This is a genomic window from Streptomyces sp. NPDC057963, assembly GCF_042887155.1.
Lineage (GTDB): Bacteria > Actinomycetota > Actinomycetes > Streptomycetales > Streptomycetaceae > Streptomyces.
Genome location: NZ_JBHVPX010000004.1, coordinates 397476 through 421662 on the forward strand (window position 1 = coordinate 397476; position 24187 = coordinate 421662).

Genomic DNA, 24187 nt, shown 5'->3' on the forward strand with positions numbered 1-24187 from the left:
AGGGTGGCGGGATCCTCCTATGCCATGCTTCAATACCACGCGAAGCGGCGTCATGGAGATTCTGATGATCACAGCAATCGTAACGGCCTGTGCCAGCATCCTGATTGCCATCATTGCCTACTGGTTGAACCATCAAGGTGAGAGTCGAAGATCTCGGCGGGAGGCGCGAATTGACCGGGTGAGCAGCCAGTTGAAGGATCTCTACGGTCCACTTCTCGTTCTGACGGAAACGAACGAGAAGGCGTGGAGTGAGTACTGTAAACGCTATATCACACCCACTGGTGAAGGCCCTGCCTCTATTCCGTTGTCGGAATTGGAAGAGGCGCGCTGGCGCACGTGGGTGGAAGCAGTGTTCGCGCCGACGGCCCAGAAAATGCGGGAGGTTATTACTACCCGGGGCGATCTGATCGTCGAGGGGGAGATGCCGCCCGTGGTCCTGGAATTTTGTGCGCACGCAGCGACCTATGATGCCCTTCTGGCGAACTGGGACGGAGCTGGGCCGAGTAAATCCACACTGGTCCGCCATCCGGGAAGTAGGTTCCTGTCTTACGTTCGCGAGTCGTACGGTTCACTCAAGGCGGAACATGCGCTCCTCCTCAAAGCAGCTCGTGAGGAGAATCGGATCGGATTCCAGCAATAGGCGCGCTTGTCGAAATGGATGGAGGTCGCTATCAAGCTATTCCTGAGCTGGTCCGGAGAGCGCTCCAAGAAGACCGCTGAGACCTTGTGGTCCTGGTTGCCGGACGTTCTCCAATACATCGACCCCTGGCTTTCCAGTCTGGACATTTCTGCAGGGAGGAGAGGGGTGCGAGAGATTACTGACGAACTTTCCGAAACAAATTTCGGAATCATTTGCGTGACCCCGGAGAACCAAACTTCCACTTGGATCAACTTCGAAGCCGGGGCCCTTTCTAAGCAGGTCGAGGGCGGCTACGTTGTCCCGTTCCTGATCGGTATGAAAACTACCGATCTCATCAGTCCTCTTAGTCAGTTCCAGGCCGTCATTGGAAGCAGTAAAGATGATGTACAGAAGCTTCTCTTTGACATCAATGACGTCTCGGGTGGCCTGGCAATCCCGCGTGAAAGGTTGGAGCGCGCCTTCCAAAGGAGCTGGCCGGAGTTCGAGAACACCATTAGGGGCATCGGTGCAATCTCGTTGAGGGACAACATCTCGAATAGGGTGCAGCGATCCGAAGCTGACATGACGGAGGAGATCCTTCTCATTTCCCGGCAACTCGATCACCGTATGGCGGAGATCGAGAGATATGCACTACGGGCAGACGGGGCACCGAGGCGACCGTCTCGGGAAATTCGCCGGATCAGTGAAGAGAAGTTCATTGCGTCCTCATTCGCAAAGATCGGATGGGATGCTGTTCGCTCCTCCTGGGAGGGTGAAAGTGTAGTCATTGCAGCGCTGAGTTCAGGTGGGTCTGTGCAGTCGATTTCGCGCGATTTTGTCGAGCGGCTCGCAAAATCTCTGGGTCGGGAGGTAGTTGTGATGGGGGAGGCTGGGGAATTGATTGTTCGCAGCAATCTACCCTAACTGGAGCCTTCTTAGCGCTCAAATTTAACCTCGACCGGCATTGGCATCTTCTCCCCCTTCCTTAGGCGCCGAAGGCGCAATTCGCTGGCCTTATCCAGCTCAACCCAGGCGTTCCATGCCTTGATGTAAATTGACACCTGGTCTCGCATGCCCGTCCTGCGCCTGGAACCCCGCTTCCGTGTATCCTTCGGTACCTCTCGCAAGGCGAGCCGTGCATCGCTAGGATCCAAATTCGCGCCCGACTTGAGACCTGAGATCCACTCGTCGACATCTGCGGCTGGCGCCACTTCAGTGGTCAGAAAGAACCCCACCCCCACGGCTGTCTGACTTGCGAACAGGTGCCTGGAAAGCTCGCGCCCGATGGCCACCGCTTCCTCGTACCTGTCTTTATCACTGTTGTATGCGGCCAGGATCCGGTCGTTCGATAGCTGGGCCCGGGCACCACTCCAGGGGGCGTTCGGCATCGTCTTGAAGAGAATCACGTGACGGATTGTGGAGGAAAGTAGCGGCAGGTACTTCGCGCCAGTCGACAGCAGCGTATCTGCTGCACTCCGGCGCTTTCCGGTGTCAAGAACCGGGAAAATGTCTCTTGACAGGCCGTCGAAAACGAGCATCTCTACGGGAGTGTTGGCCTCGATAATTGCACGGAGGCGGTGTTGACCATCGAGAAGTGCACCAACTTCATCGAAAGCGATTCCCTGATGAGTCAACTTCCATTCGCCACGGAGAATGGTCTCGGCCAGGGCTTTCACCTGCCCCATATCCAGGCGTCTATTGACCGAAGTCTGGGACAGGAAGATCTCGGCAACCTCGGGGGTTACCTTGACGACCCGTGAAGCGAGTTTTCGCTCCGGCTCTTCCGGCTCTGTGGTGGCGTTAGTCATCCTCTGATCCTAAGGTCACCGATACCCGAACTTCTCATTTCTGATCGAAAGTGATCAACTCTCGTCAGGGAAGAGCTGTTTGGGTGCCTCTGGTGCTGTAATTGGTCGTTTCAGAACGAGTTGGGCTACAGGTCTTGTGCTGCACGCCTTGGGCGGCGCCCCGCCAAAACGCGTGCGAGGGCATTCGACCGGGTCAGCGGTGCCGACTGCGCTCGTCGGGCCTCGTAGCCACTGGTGTGGCCGGTGGGTTTGGCATGGCGGGCATGGGCGACGTTCCGGTGATGGTGCTTCGGCTGCGAGCCGCTTGCGTCCGCCTGTTCGGCTGAGTGGTGATGCGCCAGTTGAGGACCTCGGCGGGGCGCTCCGCGCTGTCGAGTTCCCGCTGGGTGCCCACTTCGGCCAGGAGACGTCGGGGGTTGTGGCCGGCGGTTTCGGCGTGGGCGAGGGTTGTGGTCAGGGCGGTCCAAGTGGGGTCGGCGAGGATCCGGTCGGCGTGGTCGGGGATGGCCGCGCGAACGTCCTGTTCGAAGCGGCGGGCGGTTGCGGCTCGTGGTGCGCGGCGGGCCAAGTCCGCCAGGACGGGTGCGGCGGCCTGCTGGTAGCCCGCCTGGAGGTGGCGGAAGGCTTCTTCGGCCGCAGCGGCCTGCTGTTCGTGGCCCCGCTGCTCGTGCCACTTGGCGGCGGCGTGGGCCAAGTGCACGGTTGCGAAGAGCAGGGCGATGGCGAGTCCGCCCGGCTCGCTGGAGGCGTAGGCGAGTTGCTTGGCGGCCTTGCGCAGGGCGGTGGCGGCCTGGTGGTCGGCGCGGGTGGCGGAGCGGCGGGCGCGGTTGAATGCCATCGCCGCCGCCCGCAGTTCCGCCCGGTGTGGGCCGGTCGTTGCGCTGGCGATGTTGTACATGGCATCGCTGAAGGCGGCCAGGTGGCCCTGGGCGGCGGCATCGTCATCGGAGTCGAGGATGGAGTGCGCCGTATGTATGGCGGTGGTGGCGTGACGCCATGGGTCGGCGGGGTCCGCCACATACCGGGGGTGGTCGGCTACCTCCTGGTCGGGGAGGCGTTCGCGTAGGCGGTTGACGGAGAGGTCGGGGGCGAGCTTCGAGCCGCCGTACCAGATGGGTTCGCCGGCTGTGTTGGTGTCGCCGGAGGCGGCGAGGCTGTAGCCGATGATGTCGCCGGTCTCGGGGCCGAGGCGTGTTTTGACCTTGATGCCGAGGGACTGCAGCACGGTGAAGTAGTCGGCTTCGTTGCGTACGGCGGCGGCGACCGCGTACGCCTGCTCGCGCAGCCAGTGCCGTGCCGTGACCGTCTGGCCCTGGCGTTCCGCCTTGGCGCGTTCGGCGCCGGTGGGAGTGCGGGGCGCGGTGAGGTCGCCGGACTTCAGGCGGCGCAGGCCGAACTCGGCCTCGATCTTGCGGCACTCTGCTTGGGCCCGCTGTCCATCGCGGTGGGTGCGTGGGCGGCGCCCGTCGGCGCGGACGGTGGTGGCCATGATGTGGATGTGGTCGTCGGCGTGGCGTACGGCGATCCACCGGCATGCCTTGTCGTCGCCTTCGGGAGCGATGCCTGTGGCGTGAACGATGCGGCGGGCGACCTCGGCCCACTCGGCGTCGGTGAGGTAGCGGTCGCCGGGCGCGGTGCGGACCGGGCAGTGCCAGACATGCTGAGGTGGCTTCTTGCCGCCCAGTTCGCGGGTGCGCAGGTCGACGTGGTGGTCGAGGCGCTTGGCGAGCGGGGAGTAGGTGGCTGCCGGGTCGCGGCCGGGGTCGGGGGCGCCGGCCATGTCCCAGGCGGCGACGATATGAGGGTCGGTGTGTTCGTCACGGCGGCCGGGGCCGAAGAGGTAGACGATCAGTCCGCGGGTGTCGGAGCCGGTGGAGACGTCAGGAACCATGCGCGGTGCCCTCCGTCAGAAGCTGGTCGATCAGTCGGTAGCTGCTCTCGGCCGCCTGCTCAACGCGGTCCAGCACCGCCTCGGCACGCTCAGGCACCGTTCCACGGTGGATGGCTGCGGTGATCTGGTTGAGGTTGCCGCCGATGCGGTTCAGCGCGACCGTGTGTGCCTCGACGGCCTCGATCAGCGGGCGGAGAGGATCGTCCTCCGGGCCGCCGACCAGCCCTGCCTTGCCCAGGGCTACGGCGAGGGCGGCGTCCCCGACGAATCCGGCGAACTTCTGACCGCGCTGGTGAGCGGCGGCGCTGATCACGCTCACAGCGGTCCGCGTGAAGCGGATGGTCTTCTCCTGGTCGCGCTTCTCCACCGTGCGCTTGCGGTTCATCAGCGCGGGCAGGACGGGGGCATCCAGATCTCGCCAGGAGGGCTGCTCGGCGGGCGGTTGGACATCGGCCGGCGGCTGAGTGCCCGGGGCGACGGAGTCGGGTGCGGGCGGGCAGCCGATCTCGGCTATGCCCTCCTCCGGCTCGGGCGCCCCCTGGCGCTCGGCCTTCTCCTCCGCCACCCCCGGGGCGGGGGCAAGCGCGGACGAAGCCTCGTTAGAGGCTCGTTCGCTCCAGCTTGCTGCTGATCGGCGGGTCAGGCCGAAGAATCCCTTGCGGCGACGGGCGGGGGCGTTATCGGTGCTCGTTTCGGGCATGGTGCTGCTCCGGTAGTCGTGTGCGGTGGGGCTTCGTCACATCCGTTGCATCCGTCCCGTAGCTGGTCAGGACAGGTACGGAGACGGTCGCAGGTACGGAGTGATCCGTATCGGCAAGGAACTCCGTCCCCGCGCTGACCTGCGCGGGGACGGATGCGACGAATTGATACGGAGCTGGTGTCAGCGAGTGGGCCTGGGGCCGGCAGGCCCGCCGGGCGGACCGATGGGCAGCGTCCCGGACAGAGGTGTCGGTGGCTTGCCCTGGGCTCGACGTGCGACCACGGTCTCGCCGGCTGCGGGGGCCGGTGGGGCAGGGTCGGGGCAGTAGCGGGCCCAGGCGTCGAGGAACTGGTTGCGGGCGTACGCCTTCGCCTGCCTGCCGTTCTCGAAGCGGTGGTTGGCCGGGCTGATGCCGAAGTCGCGCAGCAGATTGGCCAGGTGGTAGGCGTTCAGGCCCTTGGTGCCGTACTCGGCCCAGGGTGCCTCGGCGTCCTGGAGGAGGGCGGCGAGCAGGCCCTGGCTGCGCAGCGCCTCCTTGTCGCCCTGTTGCTCGAACACGCGGCGGATGTCCCGGAGCAACCGGGTCTTCAGCGTCGTCTGCTCGTCCTGGACCACCTCGTTCCTGGTCATCGCCAGGCAGGCGGCACGGGCCTGCGCGGGCCAGTGGCCGCCGGCCAGGTCGGCGACGATGACCAGGGGCTCCCAGGTGTCCGCGGCCCGGTCTTCGACCGGCATCGGTGGCACCAGCCGGTGCGCTGTCCCGCGCAGTGGGGTCAGCCACGCGGCCAGTCGGTCACGCAGCGCGTTCAGTTCCGGGACGGAGTGCCGGGATCGGAAGGGAGCGACCTTCTCGCCGGGCTTGCGCTTCTGCATGCGGAGCACGACGGCGCGGTCCATGATCGTGTCCGGTAGGTCGCCGATGCTTGCCAGCGCGGCCATGGCGAAGGTCGGGAACGCGGTCGGCTTGTGCTCAGGGCCGGATATCCGCCAGGCGGGGCGGTTGCGCTGGTGTCCGGCGTTCAGCAGGCCGCGCAGGTCCTCCTTGTCGCCAGCCTTGGGGCCAAAGATGGTGTCGGCCTCGTCCACCAGCAGCGTCGGCGGGTCCTCGCCGATGATCCGGAAGACCACCGCCGGCGAGGTGTTCACGGTCATCATCGGCCGGGACACGGTCTCGTGGAGCACGTCCAGGACTCGGGACTTGCCGCAGCCCTTGGTCGGCCCCACCACCGCCAGGCGCGGCGCGTGCTGGAGGGCGGGCTGGATGTGGGAGGCCGCCACCCACAGGGTGACCGCGGTCAGGGCCTCCTCGCTCGGCAGCACCACGTAGCGGCCGATCGCGGCGCGCAGCTCGTCCAGTACGACGGTCCCGTCCTGGTCCCGGTCCGCCGAGAAGCCAGCACGCTCACGATCCTCGGTCCCCGGTCCGGGTTCGGGGACCGTCCCCGGAGCACCGTGGTGACTATGGTCAATCCGGACCGACGGTCCGGGTTCCCCGGCCGACCGACCGGAACTCTCCGTCCGGTCCTCGGCTTCCGGACCGGGGCCGTGGTCCGGGTTCCCGATCCGGTCCGGTAGGCCGCTGAGCTGCGCGGTCTCCGTCGGTCCGGATTCCTGGTCAGGGTTGTCCGGAACTTCGGTCCGAGTTTCGGTCGCGGGTCCGTCCGGTCCCAGACCGACCGGACCAGCGACACGGTCCGGTCGATCGCCGGTCCCCGGAAAGGCGGGCTGGCCGTCCGCTCGATCTTGACCGAGCCACGGGATGCCCTGGCCGGGGACCGCAGCGATAGGCCAGACGACCTTGTGGGATGTGTTCGAGGTGGAGGGGGACGTAGAGTCCTCCATCGACGTTCCTCTCAGGTGAGGGACGGGACGGGCAAGGTCCCGACCTTCACCGGTTCGTTCGTTCAGGGATGGGCGACGTGCAGGGGAATCTCCGGCCCTCGGCGTTGGCGCGCCGGGGGCCGTTGCTGTGTCCGGGACTGCTGGCGGCTCACGAGGCCAGGCCCCACTCGTCTCGGCCGTCGATCAGCGTGCGCTCGTAACGCAGCAGCTCAGCCTCGGGGTACAGCACCCTCTTGCCGACCTTGATGCCGAGCGGCCCCTTCTTGATGTGGCGCCAGTAGCGGACGGTGCTTTCGGCTGTGCGGTAGCGCTCGGCGACCTCGGCGGTGGTCAGGTATCGCATGCATTCCCATTCGGCTAGGTAGCGATTCGATCTGCATAAAGTTGTACCCCAGGATCGGCGGTTACCCAAATCGGGAAGCGCATGTTTCAATTGGGATAGCGACGGTGGCGATGGAGGTTCGATGGCAGGCGATAGACCCGAGGGCGGCGAGGTGCCGCTGCTCTACAGCGAAGGGAACGTGGCCGCGCGCGTCGCCCTGGAGCGCGAGGTCAGAGGGTGGAGCACGACCGAGCTGGCGGAGCGGGTGACCAGAGCCGGCATCAAGATGAACCAGACAGCGGTCTGGCGCATCGAGAACGGCACCCCCCGCCGACGCATCAATCTCGACGAGGCTCTCGCCTTCTCCCGCGTCTTCGAACTCCCCCTCGAAGAACTGATGTCACCGCCCCTGGAGGGGCTCGACATCGACAGTCGGCGACTCGTTCAAGAGGCCGTCGAAGCGTTCTACGAGGCCCGAGACGCGCGCGACCGCCTACACCACGCCGTGGTCGCCATCGCCGACCACATCAAGGCCCATCCCGACAGCTCGCGGGCGATCCACGAGCAGTGCCTCCGACTCATGGGCGACGAGCGGGACGCTCGCACGCTCAGCAGCGACATCGAGGACGGCGGCCACTACTGACAACCGACACGAAGGAGAGGCCACTTGGCCAACATCCAGAAGCGCCCCAACGGCAAATGGCGGGCCCGCTACCGAGACCTCGACGGCAAGGAGCACGCCCGCCGCTTCGAGCGGAAGCTCGATGCCCAGCGTTGGCTTGACGAGGTCACGGCCAGCATCGTGACCGGCCAGTACGTCGATCCGCGTGCCGGACGGATCACGTTCGAGAAGTACGCGAAGAAGTGGGAGGAGTCGCTCATCGCCAGCGAGGCGGGTGAGCGCATCACCGACAACGCGCTGCGGCTGCACCTCGTCCCGGCGCTCGGCTCCCGCGCCATGGCGGCGATACGCCGCAACGACATCCAGGTGCTGTTCAAGAACCTGTCCGAACTGCTCGGCCCCGGCAGTGTGCGCAACGTCTACGACGTCCTCGTGCGCGTGATGACCGCGGCCGTGGAGGACAAGGTCATCGCGTCCAGCCCGTGTCGCCGGATCACCCTCCCGCCCACGTCGGATGAGGAGGTCACCCCGCCCACGGTCGCCCAGGTCGAGGCCATGGCCCGCGTGATGCCGCCGTACATCCGCGCGGCGATCGTCACGCTCGCCGGTTCAGGCTTGCGGATAGGCGAGTTGCTGGGCCTCAAGGTGTCGGACGTCGACTTCAAGGCCGGCACCATCCGCGTCGAGCGGCAGCGGCTCCAGTCCGGAAAGATCGGCCCGCCGAAGACCGCCAAGTCCCGGCGCGCGGTCCCGGTCGGCGAGGTCGTCACCGACGCGCTCCTCGCGCATCTCGCCGCACGCCCCTCCAAGGAGTGGCTGTTCACGATGGAGGAGGGGAAGCCGCTCAACTACCGCCGGTGGAAGACCGAGTGGAGCTGCGCCCGCAAGGCGCTCCAGGCGGCAGAGAACGGGGCCGCCGAGCGGGAGGGCCGGGCCGTCGAGCTGCCCCACATGGTCACCCACGACCTGCGGCACTTCTACGCCTCCGCGCTCATCGCCGGCGGCGCGAGCGTCAAGCAGGTGCAGCTGGTCCTCGGGCACGCGTCCGCCGTCATCACGCTGCGGATCTACGCGCACCTGTGGCCCGGCGAAGAAGACCGCACCCGGGCCGTCATGGACGCCGTGCTCGGCGGCCTGCGGACCGGGTGCGGACTCGGAGACACTGCAACCAAGGAAATTGCAGGTCAGAGGGCATGATCGAAGATCAAGCCTTCTTGGTCTCCCAGAAGATCTTGTCGATCTGGGCGATGTAGTCCAGCGCCTTCTGGCCCGTCGCCGGGTCCGTGGAGGCCTTCGCGGCCGACAGCGCCTTCAGGGCGTCGTTGACCAGCTGGTGCAGCTCCGGGTACTTCTCGAAGTGCGGGGGCTTGAAGTAGTCGCTCCACAGCACCGAGACGTGGTGCTTGGCGAGCTCGGCACGCTGCTCCTTGATGACCACGGCGCGGGCCCGGAAGTGCGGGTCCTCGTTGGCCTGGTACTTCTCCTGGACGGCCTTGACGGACTCCGCCTCGATGCGGGCCTGGGCCGGGTCGTACACGCCGCAGGGCAGGTCGCAGTGGGCGCTGACCTTCACCTTGGGGGCAAACAGGCGGGAAAGCATTGAGCTGTCCTTCCTCGTGATCGTCTTCTCAGGTGGGACATTACTCCGTGAGTGACGGGTTTTCGTGGCTGCCCCCATGGGCTTAGGCCAAAAGTCCGGGGTGAGGATGGGTCCGGTGGCCGAATGTACGGAACGCTGTACAGGAGGGTGTACTGGACGGACCGGGGAGGTGTCGGAGAGATGCGGGAGGTGCCTGAGATGCCTGAGCTGACGCAGGAGCAGCGCGGGCGTGGGCCGGCCGGGCGCGTGCCGTTCCAGGTGGTGGAGGTGACGGGGCCGTCGATGGTGCCCACGCTCCATCACGGGGACTGGCTGCTCGTGCAGTACGGGGCAACGGTGCGTCCCGGGGACGTGGTGATTCTGCGCCATCCGTTCCAGCAGGATCTGCTGGTCGTCAAGCGGGCCGCCGAGCGCCGCCGGGGCGGCTGGTGGGTGCTGGCCGACAACAGCTTCGCCGGGGGTGACAGCACGGACTACGGGACGGTGCCCGAGGAGCTCGTGCTGGCCAGGGCCCGGGTGCGCTACCGGCCGCTGAAGAAGGATCAGCGGTCGCTGTGGGGCGTGGTGGCCTGGGCGGTCTCCGCGCTGCGGCCGGTCTCTGCGGCGCGTTCCGTCTCCAGGCGCTTGCGGGCCCGGTAGGCGGCCACGTTGGCGCGGGTCGCGCAGCGGTCCGAGCAGTAGCGGCGGGAGCGGTTGGTCGAGGTGTCGAGGTAGGCGTTGCGGCAGGGCGCCGCCTCGCACAGGCCGAGCCGGTCCACACCGTACGAGGTGAGATGGAAGGCGAGGCCCATCGCCGCGATGGCGGCGTATCCGGCCGTCGCGTTCGACGGGTGGTCGGCGAGGTGCATGTGCCAGTCCGGCTTGCCGTCCTCGTCGCGGAAATCGTGCCCGGAGATCTGCGGGCTGACCGGGAACTCCAGCAGCAGTGAGTTGAGCAGGTCGACGGCGAGTGTCTCGTCGCCGCCGTCGGCCGCTTCGAAGACCGCGCGCAGCCGCGCCCGTACGGACCGGAAGCGGGTCACATCCGCGTCGGTGGCCCGCCGGGCCGCCTGTTGGTTGACGCCGAACAGCTCGCGGACCGCCTCGACGGCGGTGAGGGAGTCCTTGTTGCGGGTCGGCTCCTCGGTGTTGACCAGACGCACGGCATAGTCCGAGTAATAGGCCAGTTCCACTTGTAGTCCTTACGGCGTCGGTCTAAAGTGATGCAGCGAGCGATGTAATGGGCTTCTACGGCCTCAGGGTATTACATGGGAGGGTCCTCGTGGCGGAGACAACGACAGGTACTGACTGGGCGGCCTGGCAGGAGAGCTGGGACCGCCAGCAGGAGTGGTACATGCCCGACCGTGAGGAACGGTTCCGGGTGATGCTGGACATGGTCGAGGCCGTGGTGGGGCCCCGGCCGAGACTGCTGGATCTCGCATGCGGTACGGGAAGTATTACGGACCGGCTCCTCAAGCGGTTCCCGGAAGCCACCAGCACGGGCGTCGACCTGGACCCGGCACTGCTCGCCATCGCCCGCGGCCACTTCGACGGCGACGAGCGCGTCACCTTCGTCACCGCCGACCTCAAGGACCCCGACTGGGCAGGGCAGTTGCCGTACGACTCGTACGACGCCGTCCTCACCGCCACCGCCCTGCACTGGCTGCACACCGAACCGCTCACCGCGCTCTACCGGCGGATCGGCGGTCTCGTCAGGGACGGCGGGGTGTTCATGAACGCCGACCACATGATCGACACCGAGACGCCCCGCATCAACGCGGCCGAGCGTGCCCACCGGCACGCGACCATGGACCGCGCCAAGGCCGCGGGCGCTCTCGACTGGGCGGACTGGTGGGCGCTCGCCGCCAAGGATCCGGTTCTCGCCGGGCCGACCGCCGAGCGGTACAAGATCTACGGCGAGCACGCGGAAGGCGACATGCCGTCCGTACGGTGGCACACCGACACCCTGCGCGAGGCGGGGTTCGGCGAGGCACGCGCCGTCTGGGCGTCTCCGTCGGACAGCCTGGTGCTCGCCGTGAAGTAGCGGCGGGTCGTGCGGTGAGGGGCGGTACGGGGAGGTTGCCCGTACCGCCTCTTGTTTTCCGGTTTTCCGGCTTCCGCTGCAACCCGCCGTGCCTCCCACCGCACTGGAAGGGTGAGACGGTCCGCACCCGCGGACCCGGAGAGGGGCGCCGACGATGCGGATCGATGACGATGCCGCGCTGCACGCCTTCGTCGACGGCAGACGTGCCGCGCTGTTCCGCAGCGCGTACCTGCTCTGCGGCGACCGGCACGAGGCCGACGACCTGGTCCAGGCGACGCTGGTCAAGGTGGTGCTCGGTGGGCGGCGGTACGGACGGCTCGACAACATCGAGGCGTACGCGCGCAAGACGCTGATCAACACCTTCATCGCATCCCGCCGCAGGTTCTGGCGGCGCGAACAGTCCTACGGCGAACTGCCCGACCGCGCCGACCGGGCGCCGGACACGGACACCGGCCTGGCGGTGCGGGCGGCACTCGCCCGGCTCACGGACAAGCAGCGGGCCGTACTGGTCCTGCGCTACTGGGAGGACCTGAGCGTCGAGGCCACGGCCGGACTGCTCGGGATGCGGGAGAACACGGTCAAGAGCCACGCGGCTCGGGGGTTGGCGGCGCTGCGCGCCGAGATGGCGGAGGAATTGGTATGAGCAACGACGTGCACGAGCTGCTGGGGCGGGCCGCCGACGACGCGGGAGAGCCGGCCGCCACCACCCGGACGGTGTTCGCCGGGGCCGCCCGGGTGCGGCTGCGGCGCCGGGTCACCGTCTCGGTCGCGGCGGCCGCCGTGGTCGCGGCCGGAGCCGTCGCCGTGCCGGACCTGGCACCGAAGGGCGACCCGCAGGAGGCCACGGCGGCGGCCCCGGTCGAGCTCGCGGGCAACGGCGGCCGGGCGAAGACGCTGGCGAAGGTGCTGCCGAAGGACGTCGGAACCGTCGAGCAGGTCTCGCTGTCGGTCATCCTCAAGGGCGACACCTCCCAGCAGGAGATGGAGCACCTGGCGGGGCCGCTGGACGGGCACTTCTCCGTACGCAAGGACGGCGGCGTCGGCTACCTCGTCATCGGCTACCTGGACACCGGGAAGGCCGGCGCGGCGGCCCCGGACGGCGATCCGTGCAAGCCCGCCCAGGGGCAGCCGGGTCTGGCGGACTGCGTGAACGAGAAGCTGCCGGACGGACGGGTGCTCACGACCTGGAGCGACCCGATGAACCACGAGGGCGCGCCGCAGTGGGGCAAGGAGCTGGTCGGCCGGCTCACCCTGAAGGACGGCGGGGTGCTGGCCGTCCGTGACAGCACCGGCTTCAAGGGCGGGCGGGCCCAGGGCCCGCTCATGAAGACGCCGCCGCTGACCCGTGCCCAGCTGCGGGAACTGCTGCTCAGCCCGGAGCTGCTGCCCAAGAAGTAGAGGGTACGGAAGAGGGCGGTACGGAGTCGGCCTCCGTACCGCCCTTCCGGCTCCTGCGCTGCTACAGCACCTTCGACAGGAACGACTTCGTCCGGTCGTGCTGCGGGTTGGTCAGCACGTCGCGCGGGTGGCCCGCCTCGACCACCACGCCGTCGTCCATGAAGACCAGCGCGTCGCCGACCTCACGGGCGAAGCCCATCTCGTGGGTCACGACGACCATCGTCATGCCGTCCTCCGCGAGACCGCGCATGACGTCCAGGACATCGCCCACCAGCTCCGGGTCGAGCGCCGACGTCGGCTCGTCGAAGAGCATCAGCTTCGGCTCCATGGCCAGGGCGCGGGCGATCGCCACCCGCTGCTGCTGACCGCCGGAGAGCTGGGAGGGGTAGTTCTTCGCCTTGTCGGCCAGGCCCACCCGGTCCAGCAGCCGTTCCGCCCTGGACCGGGCGACGGCCCTGGACTCGCGCTTGACCTGGACCGGGGCCTCCATGACGTTCTCGATCGCCGTCATGTGGGGGAAGAGGTTGAAGCGCTGGAAGACCATGCCGATGTCCCGGCGCTTCAGGGCGACTTCGCTGTCCTTGAGCTCGTAGAGCTTGTCGCCCTTCTGGCGGTAGCCCACCAGCTCGCCGTCGACGTACAGCCGGCCGGCGTTGATCTGCTCCAGGTGGTTGATGCACCGCAGGAAGGTCGACTTGCCGGAACCGGACGGGCCGATCAGGCAGAAGACCTCGCGCGGGGCGACCTCCAGGTCGATGCCCTTCAGGATGTGCGCGGTGCCGAAGGACTTGTGGACGCCCTCGGCCTTCACCATGGCGGTCATGCCATGCCTCCCTTCGGGCGGCCCAGGGACAGCAGGTTGGCCCTGACCTTCTGCAGCGGGGTGGGCGGCAGGCTGCGGCTCGACCCGCGTGCGTAGTACCGCTCCAGATAGAACTGGCCGATGCTCAGCACCGAGGTCATGATCAAATACCAGGCCGCGGCCAGGAAGTACATCTCGACCGGGGCTCCGGACCCCTGCCCGATGTCCTGGGCGTACTTGAACAGTTCGTAGAACTGCACGGCCGCCACCAGCGACGTCGTCTTGAGCATGTTGATGACTTCGTTGCCCGTCGGCGGCACGATCACCCGCATGGCCTGCGGGATCACGACGCGCCGGAGCGTCTTGCCGTGGCTCATGCCCAGCGCGTGCGATGCCTCCGTCTGGCCCTCGTCGACCGAGAGCAGCCCCGCACGGCAGATCTCCGCCATGTAGGCGGCCTCGTTGAGACCCAGGCCGAGCAGCGCCGTCAGCAGCGGCGTCATGAAGCTCGACCAGTAGTCCTTGTAGATCGGCATGAGGTTGATGTACTCGAAGACCAGGCCCAGGTTGAACCAGACGAACAGCTGGACCAGGACCGGGGTGCCGCGGAAGAACCAGATGTAGAACCAGGCGATCGACGAGGTCACCGGGTTCCTCGACAGCCGCATCACGGCCAGCAGGATGCCGCCGACGATGCCGATGACCATGGACAGGGCGGTCAGCAGCAGGGTCTGGGAGACGCCCTTGAGGATGCGGTCGTCGAAGAAGTAGTCGGGGACCGCGCCCCAATTGATCTTGCCCTGGCTGAACGCGTAGATGATCGCCACGAGCGCGGCGATGGCAATGACGGCCGAGACGTACCGGCCGTAGTGCCGGACCGGAATGGCCTTGATCGCCTCCGGCCGGGCCGACGAGGTGGGCGGTATGCGCGGCCGGTCGGCCGGGCCCGACTTCTCGATGTCAGTCACAGGAAAAACCTTTCCGCGCCGGTGCCTTCTCAGGATCCGCCGTTCAGCTTGGCCTCGGTGACCGCGCCGGCCTCCACCCCCCACTTGGAGATGATCTTGCCGTACTCGCCGTTCTTGATGATCGCGTCCAGGGCCGCCTGGACGGCCTTGGCCAGCTGGTCGTTGCCCTTGGCGACGGCGATGCCGTACGGGGCGGCCTCGACCTGCTCGCCGACGATCTGGAAGTCCTTGCCGCCGCCCGAGGTCTTCACCGCGTACGCGGCCACCGGGAAGTCGGAGGAGCCGGCGTCGGCACCACCGCTGCGCAGCCGGGTCTGGGCCTCCAGGTCGTTGTCGAAGGTCTCGATCGCGATCTTCTTGCCGCCCGTGCACTTCTTCGACTCGGCCTTGGCGAGGTTGTGCGAGACGGTGCCGCGCTGGACGGCGATCTTCTTCCCGCAGAGGTCGGCCCAGGTTTTGATGCCCTGGTCGTCGCCCTTCCGGGTGTAGATCGACACGCCGGCGGTGAAGTAGTCGACGAAGTCGACGCCCTCGCCGACCTTCTTCTTCGTCTCGGAGTCGATGCCCTGCTGGCGGTCCTTGGTGTCGGTCATCGACGACATCGCCAGGTCGTAGCGCTTGGAGCGCAGGCCGGTGATCAGGGTGTCGAACGTGCCGTTCTCGAACTGGAACGTCACCCCGAGCTCCTTGCCGAGCGCGGCGCCGATGTCGGGGTCGATGCCCACCGTCGTGCCGGACTTGTCCTTGAACTCGACCGGCGGGTACGCGATGTCCGAGCCGACCCTGATGACGCCCTTGGCCTTGATCTCCCGCGGCAGCAGATCCGCGGCCGCGGTGCCGCTGGTCTTCGTCGAGCTGTTGGATCCGCTCTTGGTCTGGTCGCCGCAGGCGGTCAACAGCATGGTGCCGGCGACCGCGATGGCGCCGACTGCTGCGATCCGGGACTTCGCGGCCGTACGGCGTGTGGTGCGTGCGGTCATGATCGGGCTCCTCCGCAGGTGAGGGTGGTGTTGCTCGGTGGCTGACACGCGCTGTCGGATGTCGCCGCCCCGTGCGATTTACGGCATCTTGCCATTCGGACTTGCCCGAACAAGGGGCCAGTCATGTCAAAATCGGGTAACGGGCGATCCCCGAACCTCAGAGGAACCTCAGGGGCCGGTACAGCAGACGGCCGGACCATCGGTGGGCGTTCCTTCTTCATGCCGGAGGATCTGCGGCGCGTCTCGACTGGCGGACGCCCTTTCGCCGCTTGGCTGACTTATACGGATATTCGACTATGAGTCACGTCACCGCGCCGGTTTGGACTCGTCCGCGATGCGGTCCGTCGGGTAAGAAAGACCTTTACACCCCTCATCCGGGGCTCAGGGCGCGTGTGCGGCGCGCCCGCGCGTATGCATCTCCCCCTGCCGGGGCGGGCCAACCGCCGGGCGCAGGGGACGTACGCGGTGCCCGCCCACCCCTCCTCAACCAGGAGTGGCCACCCTCAAACGATGAAGACTTAAGGGGTCAACACCATGGCAGCGGAGATCGTCAATCCTCGCAGCGACAGCACTACTGACAGCACCACCGATGAGCCGTTCGATCCGGCCTTCGCGCTCCATCGCGGCGGCAAGATGGCCGTGCAGGCCACCGTTCCCGTCCGTGACAAGGACGACCTGTCCCTCGCGTACACGCCCGGCGTCGCCAAGGTGTGCAGCGCCATCGCCGAGAACCCCGAGCTGGTCCACGACTACACCTGGAAGTCGCAGGTCGTCGCGGTCGTGACGGACGGCACCGCGGTGCTCGGCCTCGGTGACATCGGTCCCGAGGCGTCCCTCCCGGTGATGGAGGGCAAGGCGATCCTGTTCAAGCAGTTCGGCGGCGTCGACGCCGTGCCGATCGCGCTCGCGACCACCGACGCGGACGAGATCGTCGAGACGGTCGTCCGGCTCGCACCGTCCTTCGGCGGGGTGAACCTGGAGGACATCTCGGCGCCGCGCTGCTTCGAGATCGAGCGCAGGCTCCAGGAGCGGCTCGACATCCCGGTCTTCCACGACGACCAGCACGGCACCGCCGTTGTGACGCTCGCGGCCCTGCGCAACGCCGCAAAGCTGTCCGGGCGGAGCCTGGGCGAGTTGCGCGCCGTCATCTCCGGTGCCGGAGCGGCCGGAGTGGCCATCGCCAAGTTCCTGCTGGAGGCGGGGCTCGGCGATGTCGCCGTGGCCGACCGCAAGGGCATCGTCAGCCGGGACCGCACGGACCTGACGGACGTCAAGCGCGAGCTGGCCGAGCTCACCAACCGGGCCGGGATCTCCGGTCCGCTGGAGAGCGCGCTGGCCGGCGCGGACGTCTTCATCGGGGTTTCCGGCGGCACCGTGCCCGAGGCGGCCGTCGCCTCGATGGCGCCCGGAGCGTTCGTCTTCGCCATGGCCAACCCGAACCCCGAGGTCCACCCCGATGTCGCGCACAAGTACGCGGCCGTCGTGGCGACCGGCCGGTCGGACTACCCGAACCAGATCAACAACGTGCTGGCCTTCCCCGGCATCTTCGCCGGTGCCCTTCAGGTCCGGGCCTCCCGGATCACCGAGGGCATGAAGATCGCCGCGGCGAACGCGCTGGCCGATGTCGTGGGTGACGAGCTCGCGGCGGACTACGTGATTCCGTCGCCGTTCGACGAGCGGGTGGCGCCTGCGGTGACGGCCGCGGTGGCCGCGGCGGCGCGGGCGGAGGGCGTCGCCCGACGCTGAGTCCCGGGGCGGTGTGGGGGTGCGGGTGCGGGGTGCGCCTGCGGTGGGCTGTTCCCCCACCCGCCCTTTCCCCTGGCCGGGGGTTCCGTCCTCCGGCCACGGCTCCCCGGTCACCGCTCCCTGGTCACCGCTCCTCGGTCGCCGAAGGGGCCGGAGAGCCGGCCTCACCGACGCGCGAGGCGCGTAACCCGGTGCGGGAAGAGGCGGCGCGTGTCACACCGGCGCCTGGTTACGCCGGTCGGCGCCCCGGCCTATCGTCGAGGCCATGTTCGCCGCCTACGCATCCCGCATCGACCGCGACCAGCCCCTCAACGGCCTTGAGCTGGGCGAGCGCCCTGCCCCCGGGGCACGTCCCGGCTGGACCACCGTCAGCGTCCGGGCCGCCTCCCTCAACCACCACGACCTCTGGTCCCTGCGCGGCGTCGGCCTCGCCGAGGACAAGCTGCCGATGATCCTCGGCTGCGACGCCGCCGGGATCGACGAGGACGGCAACGAGGTCGTCCTGCACTCCGTCATCGGCCAGACCGGACACGGCGTCGGGCCGAAGGAACCCCGGTCCATCCTCACGGAGCGCTACCAGGGCACCTTCGCCGAGCAGGTCACCGTTCCCAGCTGGAACGTGCTGCCCAAGCCGAAGGAGCTCACCTTCGAGCAGGCGGCCTGTCTGCCGACCGCCTGGCTCACCGCGTACCGGATGCTCTTCACCAATGCCGGGGTGCGTCCCGGTGATTCGGTCCTCGTCCAGGGCGCGGGCGGCGGCGTCGCCACCGCCGCGATCGTGCTCGGCCGGGCGGCCGGGCTGCGGGTCCACGCCACCAGCCGTGACGAGGCCAGGCGCAAGCGCGCGGTCGAACTCGGCGCGGTCGAGGCGTACGAGCCCGGCGCGCGGCTGCCGGAGCGTGTCGACGCGGTCATCGAGACGGTCGGTGCCGCCACCTGGTCCCATTCGGTGAAGTCCCTGCGTCCCGGCGGCACCCTCGTCATCTCCGGCGCGACCAGCGGTGACCGGCCCTCGCACGCCGAGCTCACCCGGATCTTCTTCCTGGAGCTGAAGGTCGTCGGGTCGACGATGGGGTCCAAGGACGAGCTGGAGGATCTGCTGGCGTTCTGCGCGACGACCGGGGTGCGGCCCGTCATCGACGAGGTGCTGCCGCTGGACCGGGCCCGCGAGGGGTTCGAACGGCTGGCCGCGGGCGACCAGTTCGGAAAGATTGTGCTCACCTGCTCTTGAGGTGTGCGGGGTGTGCTGCTCTCATCTGCGCCATGCGAATGCGGATGCGGATCGGCAGCGTACTCACCTCGGTCGTCGTCTCGTCGGTGCTCGCGGCGGGGGCGCTCGCCCCCGCCGCCGACGCACATCCCGCACCACCGGACCGGTCCGGCATCCCCCGTCTCACCGACGGACAGGGACGCACGCTCACCCTGCGCGGGTGGAACGTCGAGGACAAGGCGAACCGCGGCGACCAGGCGCTGACCGCCATCACCGAGAAGCACTTCCGCGATCTGCGCGCCAAGGGGTTCGGCTTCGCCCGGCTGCTCATCTTCTGGGACGATCTGGAGCCGCGCCGGGGCCAGTACAGCGCCGCGTATCTGCGCCGGATCGACCGGATCCTGGACTGGGCGCGGAAGTACCGCATCCAGGTGCTGCTCGACGCCCACCAGGACGTCTTCGGCCCCGCGTTCGGCCACCGCGGCATCCCGGCCTGGGCCACCCGTACCGACGGGCTGCCCTTCACCCCGCACCCCGGCGACTGGTTCGCGGAGTACTTCGAGCCCGCCGTGCAGCGTGCCTTCACCCATCTCTACGAGGACCCCGATCTCCAGCGTGCCCAGGCGCGGATGTGGCAGGTCGTCGCCGACCGCTTCGAGCACCACCCCGCCGTCCTCGGCTACGACCTCATCAACGAGCCGATGGGGGAGATCGAGGAGGGCGAGGACCTGGCCACGGCCGCCCGCCGCATCGAGGCCCGGCAGCTCACCCCGATGTACAACCGGCTGGCCCGCGCGGTCCGTACGGTCGACCGCACCAACTGGCTGTTCATCGAACCGACGCCCGTCGTCGGCGAGGGCGTCCCCACCGGACTGGGGGCCGTCCGGGACCGCCGGACCGTCTACGCGCCGCACTTCTACAACACCGCGATGGAGGCGGGCGGCGACTACGACCCGTCGGCGGGCTGGATCGAGTCGTACGAGGCCGCCGTCACCGCGTACCCGGAGCAGCGGCACATCCCGGTCGTCGTCGGTGAATGGGGCCCGCTGAACAACACGCTCCCGCGGATGGGCCGTTTCTACCGGGACGCGATGGCTTCCCTGAGCCGCTACACCTCGGGCTGGGCGGGCTATGTCTGGTGCTACGGCGGCGGCTACTGCGCACTGGACGAGGACGGGGCCTTCGCGGCGAACAAGGAGAGGACCGCCACACCGTACGCGCCCGCCGTCGCCGGAACCGTCCGCTCCGACACGTACGACGCCGCCGCCGGCGTCTACCGGCTCTCCTACACGGCCGGCCGCCGCGGCGACACGGAGGTCTCCCTGCCGCCGACGACGGGGGAGTGGCACGTCTCGGCGGACGGTCACGCCGAGGTCCGCAGGCACGGGGGAGAGGTGCGTGTCCGGGCCCGCGAGGGTGCGCGTGTCACGGTCACGGTGACGTGGGCGGCGCGAGGCTGAGGCGGTCGCCGCAGAGCCTTATGCCCTTGTGTCCTTATGCCCTTATGTCCTTATGTCCTCGTGTCCTCGTGTCCTCGTGTCAATCGTGGTTGACGCGAAGGTCGTGTCAACGTAAGTTGACATCATGACCGAAGCAACGGATCTCGCCGCACGCGTCGGCGACCGCGATCCCCGGGTGGGGTTGCGGGCGGTCGCCGCACTGCGACGGCTGCTGGAGCAACTCGAATCCGTACAAGTCGCGAGCGCCCGTGCGAAGGGCTGGTCGTGGCAGGAGATCGCGGCCGAGCTGGGCGTCAGCCGACAGGCCGTGCACAAGAAGTACGGGAGGCGTTGATGTTCGAACGATTCACCAAGAGCGCCCGGGCGACAGTGACCGGTGCCGTGACCCACGCCGAACGGGCCGACGCCGCATCGGTCACCGAGGAGCATCTGCTGCTCTCCCTGCTGGACCGGCGCGGCGGCCGGGCCTCCTTCGCCATCACCTCGCTGGGCCTCGCCGACCGCCGCGCGGCGATCGAGGCCGATCTGGTCACCGCGCGCCGCCGCGGCGGGCTGACCCGGGCCGATACGGAGGCACTCGCCGACATCGGCATCGATGTCACCGAGATCGTCGCCCGCGTCGAGGAGGCCCACGGGGAGGGCGCGCTGGACAGGGGGCGGCGACGCGGGGCGGGGCGCCGCCCGTTCGCCCGCGGGTCGAAGGACGTCCTGGCGAAGACGCTGCGGATCGCGGTGGGGCGCGGGGACCGCTTCATCGGCGATGAACACCTCCTGCTGGCGCTTACCGCCCGCCCCGGCGTGGTCGCCGACGTACTCGCCGGCCACGGCGCGACGTACGGGACGGTGAACCGCGCGCTGTACGGGAACGGGGACGATGCCGCCCCGTCCGGCAGCTGAGAGCTGAGAGCTGAGAGCTGAGAGCTGAGAGCTGAGAGCCGGGGGCTGGGGGCTGGGGGCGGGAGTCCCGTGCCGGTGTCCGGGTGGACTGGACACCGGCTCACTTCTCCCCGCCGTCGTCCTTCCTCAGCAGCGCCCCGATGTGGGCCGCCGCCGTCGACAGATGGCGGCGGGCCTCCGTCAACTGATCCTCCGTGACGCCCCGGTCCCGGGCGGCGTCGCGGATGTCGTCGCGGAAGCGGTCGAGCAGGCGGTCCAGGTCGCGGGCCGGGTCGCCGGTGGCGGTGTCCTTGCCCCATTCCGGATCGGCGCCGGCGGGTTCGGGCTTGATGTACGGAGGCCGGCCGCCCGTCCTGGCGAAGCTGCCCAGCTGGCTGGTGATCTCGGCCAGCCCCTCCCGCACCCCCGAGGGCCAGTCGCCCCGCGCGAAGTGCTCCTGGACCTGGCGGGCGGCGTTCTGCATCTGCTCGCGCGCCCGGTCCTGGGCCTCCTTGGCCTGGCGGCGGGCCTGCTGGGCATCCTCGCGGGCGCGGCGGGACTCGTCCTTCGCCCGGCGGGCCTGCTCCTTCCACTCCTGCTTGGCCTTGCGCAGCTCCTCCTTCGCGGCGCGCCATGCCTCCTTGTCCGCGAAGTCACCGAAATCGCCGAAGGCGGACTCCCAGTCGCTCTTGCGACCAGTGCCGGTGCCGGAGCCAGTGGTGCCAGTGCCAGTGCCAGTCCCTGAGCCGGTCCCGGAGCCGGCGGAGCTGTGCCTGGTTTCGTGCGCCGCAGCCCGCATCTCGCTGCGCAGCTTGCCGGCGGCGCCGCGTACGTCGTCCCGGATCTCGGCGGCGAGTTCGGAGACGGAGTCCTTGATCTCCTGTTCCAGATCGGCCAGTTCGCCGGTGCGGCCGGCCAGTTCGGCGCGGCCCGCTTCGGTGATCGAGTAGACCTTGCGGCCCCCCTCGGTGGCATGCGTGACGAGGCCCTCGGCCTCCAGTTTGGCCAGCCGGGGATAGACCGTGCCCGCCGAGGGCGCGTACAGCCCCTGGAAGCGCTCTTCCAGGAGCCGGATCACCTCGTAGCCGTGGCGAGGGGCCTCGTCGAGCAGTTTCAGCAGATAGAGGCGGAGGCGGCCGTGGGCGAATACGGGGGACATGTCAGAGCACCTTTCCGGTCGGCTCGGCATCGTACGGATCGTCCGCGGCCGATGGGCGGCGCAGCAGGGCGATCGATCCCGAGACGGTCGTCGCCCTCAGCTTCCCGGTCCCGGCGCCGAGCGTGCCGGTGATCTTCTTCGCCCCCCACTGGCCGCTGACCCGCAGATCCTCGAAGCCGTTGGAGACGGAGCCGCTCGCGGTGTTCGCCTCGACCGTCGCGTCCGACGGGTGGGGCAGGCGGATGGCGATCTCGCCGGACACCGTGTTCAGCTGGATGTCCGTGGGCTTCCCGGTCGGGTCCAGGTCCAGCACCATGTTGCCGCTGACGGAGTTCGCCCGTACCGAGACGCCGGCGCCCTCGACGACCGTCAGGTCGCCCGAGACCGTCTGGAAGCGCAGCTCGCCGGTGACCGCCTGGGCCTCCACGCTGCCGGATACCGTTTCGGCCCGGACCGGACCGGCGAGCCCGACGAGCGTGGAGTCGCCGCTGACGCCCCGTATGTCCGTGCGCCCCCGGATTCCGGACACGACGGCCCCGGCGCCGACCACGCCGACCTCCACCGCCGACCCGGCGGGCACGGCGAGCGAGACGACCGCGCTGCGGTGCCAGCCCTTGCGGTCGAACCATTCGAGGAAGCCGTTCCAGGGCAGGCCCTCGTACGCGACCGTGAGGGTGCCGCCCTCCTGGGTCACGATCAGCGGCGGGCCCTCGATCGCGGAGATCTCCAGCCGGGCGGTCGGCTCGTCGGTGCCCACGACGTTGACCGCGCCCCCGACGATGCGCACATTGAGCGAGGTCACGGGGTCGTCGAAGGTCAGCTTCCGGGGCTCGGCGACGGCCCATGTCGACACAGGCATGGATCTGACCTCCAAGGAGCGCGGGATGACGCAACATATCGCGTCTCTTGCAGAACACGATATATCGCGGATCTGGGAAGTCAAGGGATGCCGTGACGGCGTCGGTCGATCAAGGGGCGTCGCATGGCGCCGGATATGGGCACATTGCCCTAGCGTGTGAGGCATGAACGCGACATCCCCTGTCGGGGCCCTGCTGTTGTGCCGGGCCGCACCCGCGGCCGTGCGGCCGGTGGCCCATCTGCTGCGCGAGCGGATGCTGCTCGTGCCCGCCGGAGAGGGGTGGTCCGTCCTCGTGCCCGAGGGGAGGCCCTGGCGGGACGGCGGCTCCGGGGGCGCGGACGCGGACCCGGTCGACCGGGTCGTGACCGGCTGGGCCACCGCGCTCGCGGTGGGCTCGGCCTGGCCCGTCCTGGCCCTGTGGTGGGACGGCGACCGGGCCGGTCACACGCTCGCGTCGGGTTTCCGCCGCCCGGTCGGCTATGTGTGGCTGGCGGACGGCACACCGGTCGGTGAGGACGAGGCGATGAGTACGTTCGCCGAGCGGCTGGGCCTCGACCCGGTACTGGACGTCCAGGCGCTCGAAGGGCTGATCCGCCCGGACCCGGACGCCGATGCCCGCGTCCGGCTGCGCGGGCTGCTCGCGGTCCTCACCCGCATCGGACTGGCCCTCCCGCCCGGACTGGACCCCGAGACGCCCGGCGACCGGCTCTACGCGGCGGCCGGCGAGCGGCCCGAAGCGGAACAGGTCGCCTGGACCGGCTGGCGCGAGGCGGTGGCGGCCGAGCTCGACGCGGTCGAGAACAGCCGTCTCGGCCCCTGGATGCGCGGCCCCAGGGCCCGGGTGCTGGGCGGCGCGCAGGTGGCGGCCGGAGTGCCGCTCGCCCTCTGGGGAATCGGGCGTCGCAGCGGTGGCTGGGCCTTCGCGGGGGCGCTGCTGGTGGCGCACGGGGCGCTCGGCCTCGCGTACGACAGGTTCAGGACCGAAGGGCGGGGGGCGTCGGCCCGGTCCGACCGGCCGGACTGACGCCCTGCCCGCCCGCTCGTCCGCCTACTCGTCCTCGTCCTCGTCGTCGAGGCGGGCCAGCCAGGTGGCGAGGCGCTCGACCGGCACCTCGAAGTCGGGATTGAGATCGACGAACGTACGCAGCTGCTCGGCGAGCCACTCGAAAGTGACCTCTTCCTCGCCTCGCCGCTTCTCCAGCTCCTCGATACCGCGGTCGGTGAAGTACATGCGGCAAGCCTAATGCCTGGTGACAGCCCCGCGGCGGCCGGGAGAGCGGTGCGGAACGCGGTCCGCGGCGG

Annotated in this window: 27 protein-coding genes; 14 read left to right on the forward strand and 13 right to left on the reverse strand. The window is 68.8% G+C overall.

Features of this window, described 5'->3' with window-relative positions:
• Positions 1-64 precede the first annotated feature (64 nt).
• Positions 65-640 carry a hypothetical protein gene (locus tag ACFVT1_RS12110; protein ID WP_389794407.1) on the forward strand — a complete coding sequence of 192 codons (576 nt, stop codon included), beginning with the start codon at positions 65-67 and terminating at the stop codon, positions 638-640.
• Positions 641-658: 18 nt separating this feature from the next.
• A complete protein-coding gene (locus ACFVT1_RS12115; RefSeq protein WP_389794408.1) occupies positions 659-1543 on the forward strand; it encodes a TIR domain-containing protein in 885 nt (294 codons plus the stop codon).
• Between the two features lie 11 nt (positions 1544-1554).
• Here ACFVT1_RS12115 and ACFVT1_RS12120 read toward each other — a convergent pair whose 3' ends face one another.
• The 5 genes from ACFVT1_RS12120 to ACFVT1_RS12140 form a co-directional block, all read right to left on the reverse strand.
• Complete coding sequence (locus ACFVT1_RS12120) at positions 1555-2427, reverse strand: hypothetical protein (RefSeq protein WP_389794409.1); 873 nt, start codon at positions 2425-2427, stop codon at positions 1555-1557.
• Positions 2428-2620: 193 nt separating this feature from the next.
• On the reverse strand, positions 2621-4318 hold the full coding sequence (locus ACFVT1_RS12125; protein WP_389794410.1) for a relaxase/mobilization nuclease domain-containing protein: 1698 nt from the start codon (positions 4316-4318) through the stop codon (positions 2621-2623).
• Positions 4308-4883 carry a hypothetical protein gene (locus ACFVT1_RS12130; protein WP_389794612.1) on the reverse strand — a complete coding sequence of 192 codons (576 nt, stop codon included), beginning with the start codon at positions 4881-4883 and terminating at the stop codon, positions 4308-4310. Before ACFVT1_RS12130 ends, ACFVT1_RS12125 begins: the two co-directional genes overlap by 11 nt.
• A 315-nt stretch (positions 4884-5198) precedes the next feature.
• Positions 5199-6488: a DUF3631 domain-containing protein gene (locus tag ACFVT1_RS12135; RefSeq protein WP_389794613.1), complete on the reverse strand. Its 1290-nt coding sequence runs from the start codon at positions 6486-6488 to the stop codon at positions 5199-5201.
• Positions 6489-7008: 520 nt separating this feature from the next.
• Positions 7009-7203: a helix-turn-helix domain-containing protein gene (locus tag ACFVT1_RS12140; RefSeq protein WP_358978449.1), complete on the reverse strand. Its 195-nt coding sequence runs from the start codon at positions 7201-7203 to the stop codon at positions 7009-7011.
• A gap of 121 nt (positions 7204-7324) precedes the next feature.
• Here ACFVT1_RS12140 and ACFVT1_RS12145 point away from each other — a divergent pair, with 121 nt between their 5' ends.
• Positions 7325-7825, forward strand: a complete 501-nt coding sequence (locus ACFVT1_RS12145) for a helix-turn-helix transcriptional regulator (protein WP_365726057.1) — start codon at positions 7325-7327, stop codon at positions 7823-7825.
• A 24-nt stretch (positions 7826-7849) separates the two neighbouring features.
• Positions 7850-9001: a tyrosine-type recombinase/integrase gene (locus ACFVT1_RS12150; protein WP_389794411.1), complete on the forward strand. Its 1152-nt coding sequence runs from the start codon at positions 7850-7852 to the stop codon at positions 8999-9001.
• 7 nt (positions 9002-9008) lie between these two features.
• Here the strand turns inward: ACFVT1_RS12150 and sodN are convergent, their stop codons facing one another.
• Positions 9009-9404, reverse strand: coding sequence for a superoxide dismutase, Ni (gene sodN / locus ACFVT1_RS12155; RefSeq protein WP_093899557.1), 396 nt, complete (start codon positions 9402-9404; stop codon positions 9009-9011).
• A 198-nt stretch (positions 9405-9602) separates the two neighbouring features.
• Between sodN and sodX the strand changes: the two genes are divergently transcribed.
• A complete protein-coding gene (sodX, locus tag ACFVT1_RS12160) occupies positions 9603-10043 on the forward strand; it encodes a nickel-type superoxide dismutase maturation protease (RefSeq protein WP_389794412.1) in 441 nt (146 codons plus the stop codon).
• Here sodX and ACFVT1_RS12165 read toward each other — a convergent pair.
• A complete protein-coding gene (locus tag ACFVT1_RS12165) occupies positions 9947-10576 on the reverse strand; it encodes a CGNR zinc finger domain-containing protein (protein WP_389794414.1) in 630 nt (209 codons plus the stop codon). The two genes, sodX and ACFVT1_RS12165, sit on opposite strands and share 97 nt — an antisense overlap.
• A 47-nt stretch (positions 10577-10623) precedes the next feature.
• Between ACFVT1_RS12165 and ACFVT1_RS12170 the strand changes: the two genes are divergently transcribed.
• From ACFVT1_RS12170 to ACFVT1_RS12180, 3 genes are all read left to right on the forward strand, one after another.
• On the forward strand, positions 10624-11427 hold the full coding sequence (locus ACFVT1_RS12170; RefSeq protein ID WP_389794415.1) for a class I SAM-dependent methyltransferase: 804 nt from the start codon (positions 10624-10626) through the stop codon (positions 11425-11427).
• A 154-nt stretch (positions 11428-11581) separates the two neighbouring features.
• Entirely contained in the window at positions 11582-12070 is a 489-nt protein-coding gene (locus tag ACFVT1_RS12175) for a SigE family RNA polymerase sigma factor (protein WP_389794416.1), read from the forward strand.
• Positions 12067-12825 (forward strand): hypothetical protein, encoded by a 759-nt coding sequence (locus ACFVT1_RS12180; protein WP_389794417.1) that lies wholly within the window; start codon positions 12067-12069, stop codon positions 12823-12825. Before ACFVT1_RS12175 ends, ACFVT1_RS12180 begins: the two co-directional genes overlap by 4 nt.
• Positions 12826-12886: 61 nt before the next feature.
• Here ACFVT1_RS12180 and ACFVT1_RS12185 read toward each other — a convergent pair whose 3' ends face one another.
• Genes ACFVT1_RS12185 through ACFVT1_RS12195 form a run of 3 tightly spaced genes read right to left on the reverse strand, consistent with a single transcriptional unit; the run spans position 12887 to position 15575 of the window.
• On the reverse strand, positions 12887-13648 hold the full coding sequence (locus tag ACFVT1_RS12185; protein ID WP_389794418.1) for an amino acid ABC transporter ATP-binding protein: 762 nt from the start codon (positions 13646-13648) through the stop codon (positions 12887-12889).
• A complete protein-coding gene (locus tag ACFVT1_RS12190; RefSeq protein ID WP_389794420.1) occupies positions 13645-14595 on the reverse strand; it encodes an amino acid ABC transporter permease in 951 nt (316 codons plus the stop codon). The genes ACFVT1_RS12185 and ACFVT1_RS12190 overlap by 4 nt, the downstream gene beginning before the upstream one ends.
• A gap of 29 nt (positions 14596-14624) precedes the next feature.
• Positions 14625-15575 (reverse strand): ABC transporter substrate-binding protein, encoded by a 951-nt coding sequence (locus ACFVT1_RS12195; RefSeq protein WP_389794421.1) that lies wholly within the window; start codon positions 15573-15575, stop codon positions 14625-14627.
• Between the two features lie 534 nt (positions 15576-16109).
• On the opposite strand from ACFVT1_RS12195, the gene ACFVT1_RS12200 reads away from it, so the two are divergent.
• From ACFVT1_RS12200 to ACFVT1_RS12220, 5 genes are all read left to right on the forward strand, one after another.
• Positions 16110-17321 carry an NADP-dependent malic enzyme gene (locus tag ACFVT1_RS12200; RefSeq protein WP_362200803.1) on the forward strand — a complete coding sequence of 404 codons (1212 nt, stop codon included), beginning with the start codon at positions 16110-16112 and terminating at the stop codon, positions 17319-17321.
• Positions 17322-17586: 265 nt separating this feature from the next.
• Positions 17587-18552 carry a zinc-binding dehydrogenase gene (locus ACFVT1_RS12205; RefSeq protein ID WP_389794422.1) on the forward strand — a complete coding sequence of 322 codons (966 nt, stop codon included), beginning with the start codon at positions 17587-17589 and terminating at the stop codon, positions 18550-18552.
• 32 nt (positions 18553-18584) lie between these two features.
• Positions 18585-19991, forward strand: coding sequence for a cellulase family glycosylhydrolase (locus tag ACFVT1_RS12210; RefSeq protein ID WP_389794423.1), 1407 nt, complete (start codon positions 18585-18587; stop codon positions 19989-19991).
• A 124-nt stretch (positions 19992-20115) separates the two neighbouring features.
• Positions 20116-20325 (forward strand): helix-turn-helix domain-containing protein, encoded by a 210-nt coding sequence (locus tag ACFVT1_RS12215; protein ID WP_389794424.1) that lies wholly within the window; start codon positions 20116-20118, stop codon positions 20323-20325.
• Entirely contained in the window at positions 20325-20888 is a 564-nt protein-coding gene (locus ACFVT1_RS12220) for a Clp protease N-terminal domain-containing protein (RefSeq protein WP_389794425.1), read from the forward strand. Before ACFVT1_RS12215 ends, ACFVT1_RS12220 begins: the two co-directional genes overlap by 1 nt.
• Positions 20889-20988: 100 nt before the next feature.
• On the opposite strand, the gene ACFVT1_RS12225 is transcribed toward ACFVT1_RS12220, so the two are convergent.
• Together ACFVT1_RS12225 and ACFVT1_RS12230 are read right to left on the reverse strand one after the other, a co-directional pair.
• Positions 20989-22026 carry a helix-turn-helix transcriptional regulator gene (locus tag ACFVT1_RS12225; RefSeq protein WP_389794426.1) on the reverse strand — a complete coding sequence of 346 codons (1038 nt, stop codon included), beginning with the start codon at positions 22024-22026 and terminating at the stop codon, positions 20989-20991.
• Position 22027: 1 nt separating this feature from the next.
• Positions 22028-22885, reverse strand: a complete 858-nt coding sequence (locus ACFVT1_RS12230; protein WP_389794427.1) for a DUF4097 domain-containing protein — start codon at positions 22883-22885, stop codon at positions 22028-22030.
• A 163-nt stretch (positions 22886-23048) separates the two neighbouring features.
• Here ACFVT1_RS12230 and ACFVT1_RS12235 point away from each other — a divergent pair, with 163 nt between their 5' ends.
• The gene (locus tag ACFVT1_RS12235) at positions 23049-23909 is read left to right on the forward strand and encodes a hypothetical protein (protein WP_389794428.1); all 861 of its coding nucleotides are present in this window, start codon (positions 23049-23051) and stop codon (positions 23907-23909) included.
• Between the two features lie 24 nt (positions 23910-23933).
• Here ACFVT1_RS12235 and ACFVT1_RS12240 read toward each other — a convergent pair whose 3' ends face one another.
• The gene (locus tag ACFVT1_RS12240) at positions 23934-24116 is read right to left on the reverse strand and encodes a DUF6104 family protein (protein ID WP_003961784.1); all 183 of its coding nucleotides are present in this window, start codon (positions 24114-24116) and stop codon (positions 23934-23936) included.
• Positions 24117-24187: the final 71 nt, after the last annotated feature.

Coding starts and splice junctions, on each gene's coding strand:
- ACFVT1_RS12110 (WP_389794407.1), top strand. CDS start 65: ATGATCACAGCAATCGTAACGGCCTGTGCCAGCATCCTGATTGCCATC.
- ACFVT1_RS12115 (WP_389794408.1), top strand. CDS start 659: ATGGAGGTCGCTATCAAGCTATTCCTGAGCTGGTCCGGAGAGCGCTCC.
- ACFVT1_RS12120 (WP_389794409.1), bottom strand. CDS start 2,427: ATGACTAACGCCACCACAGAGCCGGAAGAGCCGGAGCGAAAACTCGCT.
- ACFVT1_RS12125 (WP_389794410.1), bottom strand. CDS start 4,318: ATGGTTCCTGACGTCTCCACCGGCTCCGACACCCGCGGACTGATCGTC.
- ACFVT1_RS12140 (WP_358978449.1), bottom strand. CDS start 7,203: ATGCGATACCTGACCACCGCCGAGGTCGCCGAGCGCTACCGCACAGCC.
- ACFVT1_RS12145 (WP_365726057.1), top strand. CDS start 7,325: ATGGCAGGCGATAGACCCGAGGGCGGCGAGGTGCCGCTGCTCTACAGC.
- sodN (WP_093899557.1), bottom strand. CDS start 9,404: ATGCTTTCCCGCCTGTTTGCCCCCAAGGTGAAGGTCAGCGCCCACTGC.
- sodX (WP_389794412.1), top strand. CDS start 9,603: ATGCCTGAGCTGACGCAGGAGCAGCGCGGGCGTGGGCCGGCCGGGCGC.
- ACFVT1_RS12170 (WP_389794415.1), top strand. CDS start 10,624: ATGGGCTTCTACGGCCTCAGGGTATTACATGGGAGGGTCCTCGTGGCG.
- ACFVT1_RS12175 (WP_389794416.1), top strand. CDS start 11,582: ATGCGGATCGATGACGATGCCGCGCTGCACGCCTTCGTCGACGGCAGA.
- ACFVT1_RS12180 (WP_389794417.1), top strand. CDS start 12,067: ATGAGCAACGACGTGCACGAGCTGCTGGGGCGGGCCGCCGACGACGCG.
- ACFVT1_RS12185 (WP_389794418.1), bottom strand. CDS start 13,648: ATGACCGCCATGGTGAAGGCCGAGGGCGTCCACAAGTCCTTCGGCACC.
- ACFVT1_RS12195 (WP_389794421.1), bottom strand. CDS start 15,575: ATGACCGCACGCACCACACGCCGTACGGCCGCGAAGTCCCGGATCGCA.
- ACFVT1_RS12200 (WP_362200803.1), top strand. CDS start 16,110: ATGGCAGCGGAGATCGTCAATCCTCGCAGCGACAGCACTACTGACAGC.
- ACFVT1_RS12205 (WP_389794422.1), top strand. CDS start 17,587: ATGTTCGCCGCCTACGCATCCCGCATCGACCGCGACCAGCCCCTCAAC.
- ACFVT1_RS12210 (WP_389794423.1), top strand. CDS start 18,585: ATGCGAATGCGGATGCGGATCGGCAGCGTACTCACCTCGGTCGTCGTC.
- ACFVT1_RS12215 (WP_389794424.1), top strand. CDS start 20,116: ATGACCGAAGCAACGGATCTCGCCGCACGCGTCGGCGACCGCGATCCC.
- ACFVT1_RS12220 (WP_389794425.1), top strand. CDS start 20,325: ATGTTCGAACGATTCACCAAGAGCGCCCGGGCGACAGTGACCGGTGCC.
- ACFVT1_RS12225 (WP_389794426.1), bottom strand. CDS start 22,026: ATGTCCCCCGTATTCGCCCACGGCCGCCTCCGCCTCTATCTGCTGAAA.
- ACFVT1_RS12230 (WP_389794427.1), bottom strand. CDS start 22,885: ATGCCTGTGTCGACATGGGCCGTCGCCGAGCCCCGGAAGCTGACCTTC.
- ACFVT1_RS12235 (WP_389794428.1), top strand. CDS start 23,049: ATGAACGCGACATCCCCTGTCGGGGCCCTGCTGTTGTGCCGGGCCGCA.
- ACFVT1_RS12240 (WP_003961784.1), bottom strand. CDS start 24,116: ATGTACTTCACCGACCGCGGTATCGAGGAGCTGGAGAAGCGGCGAGGC.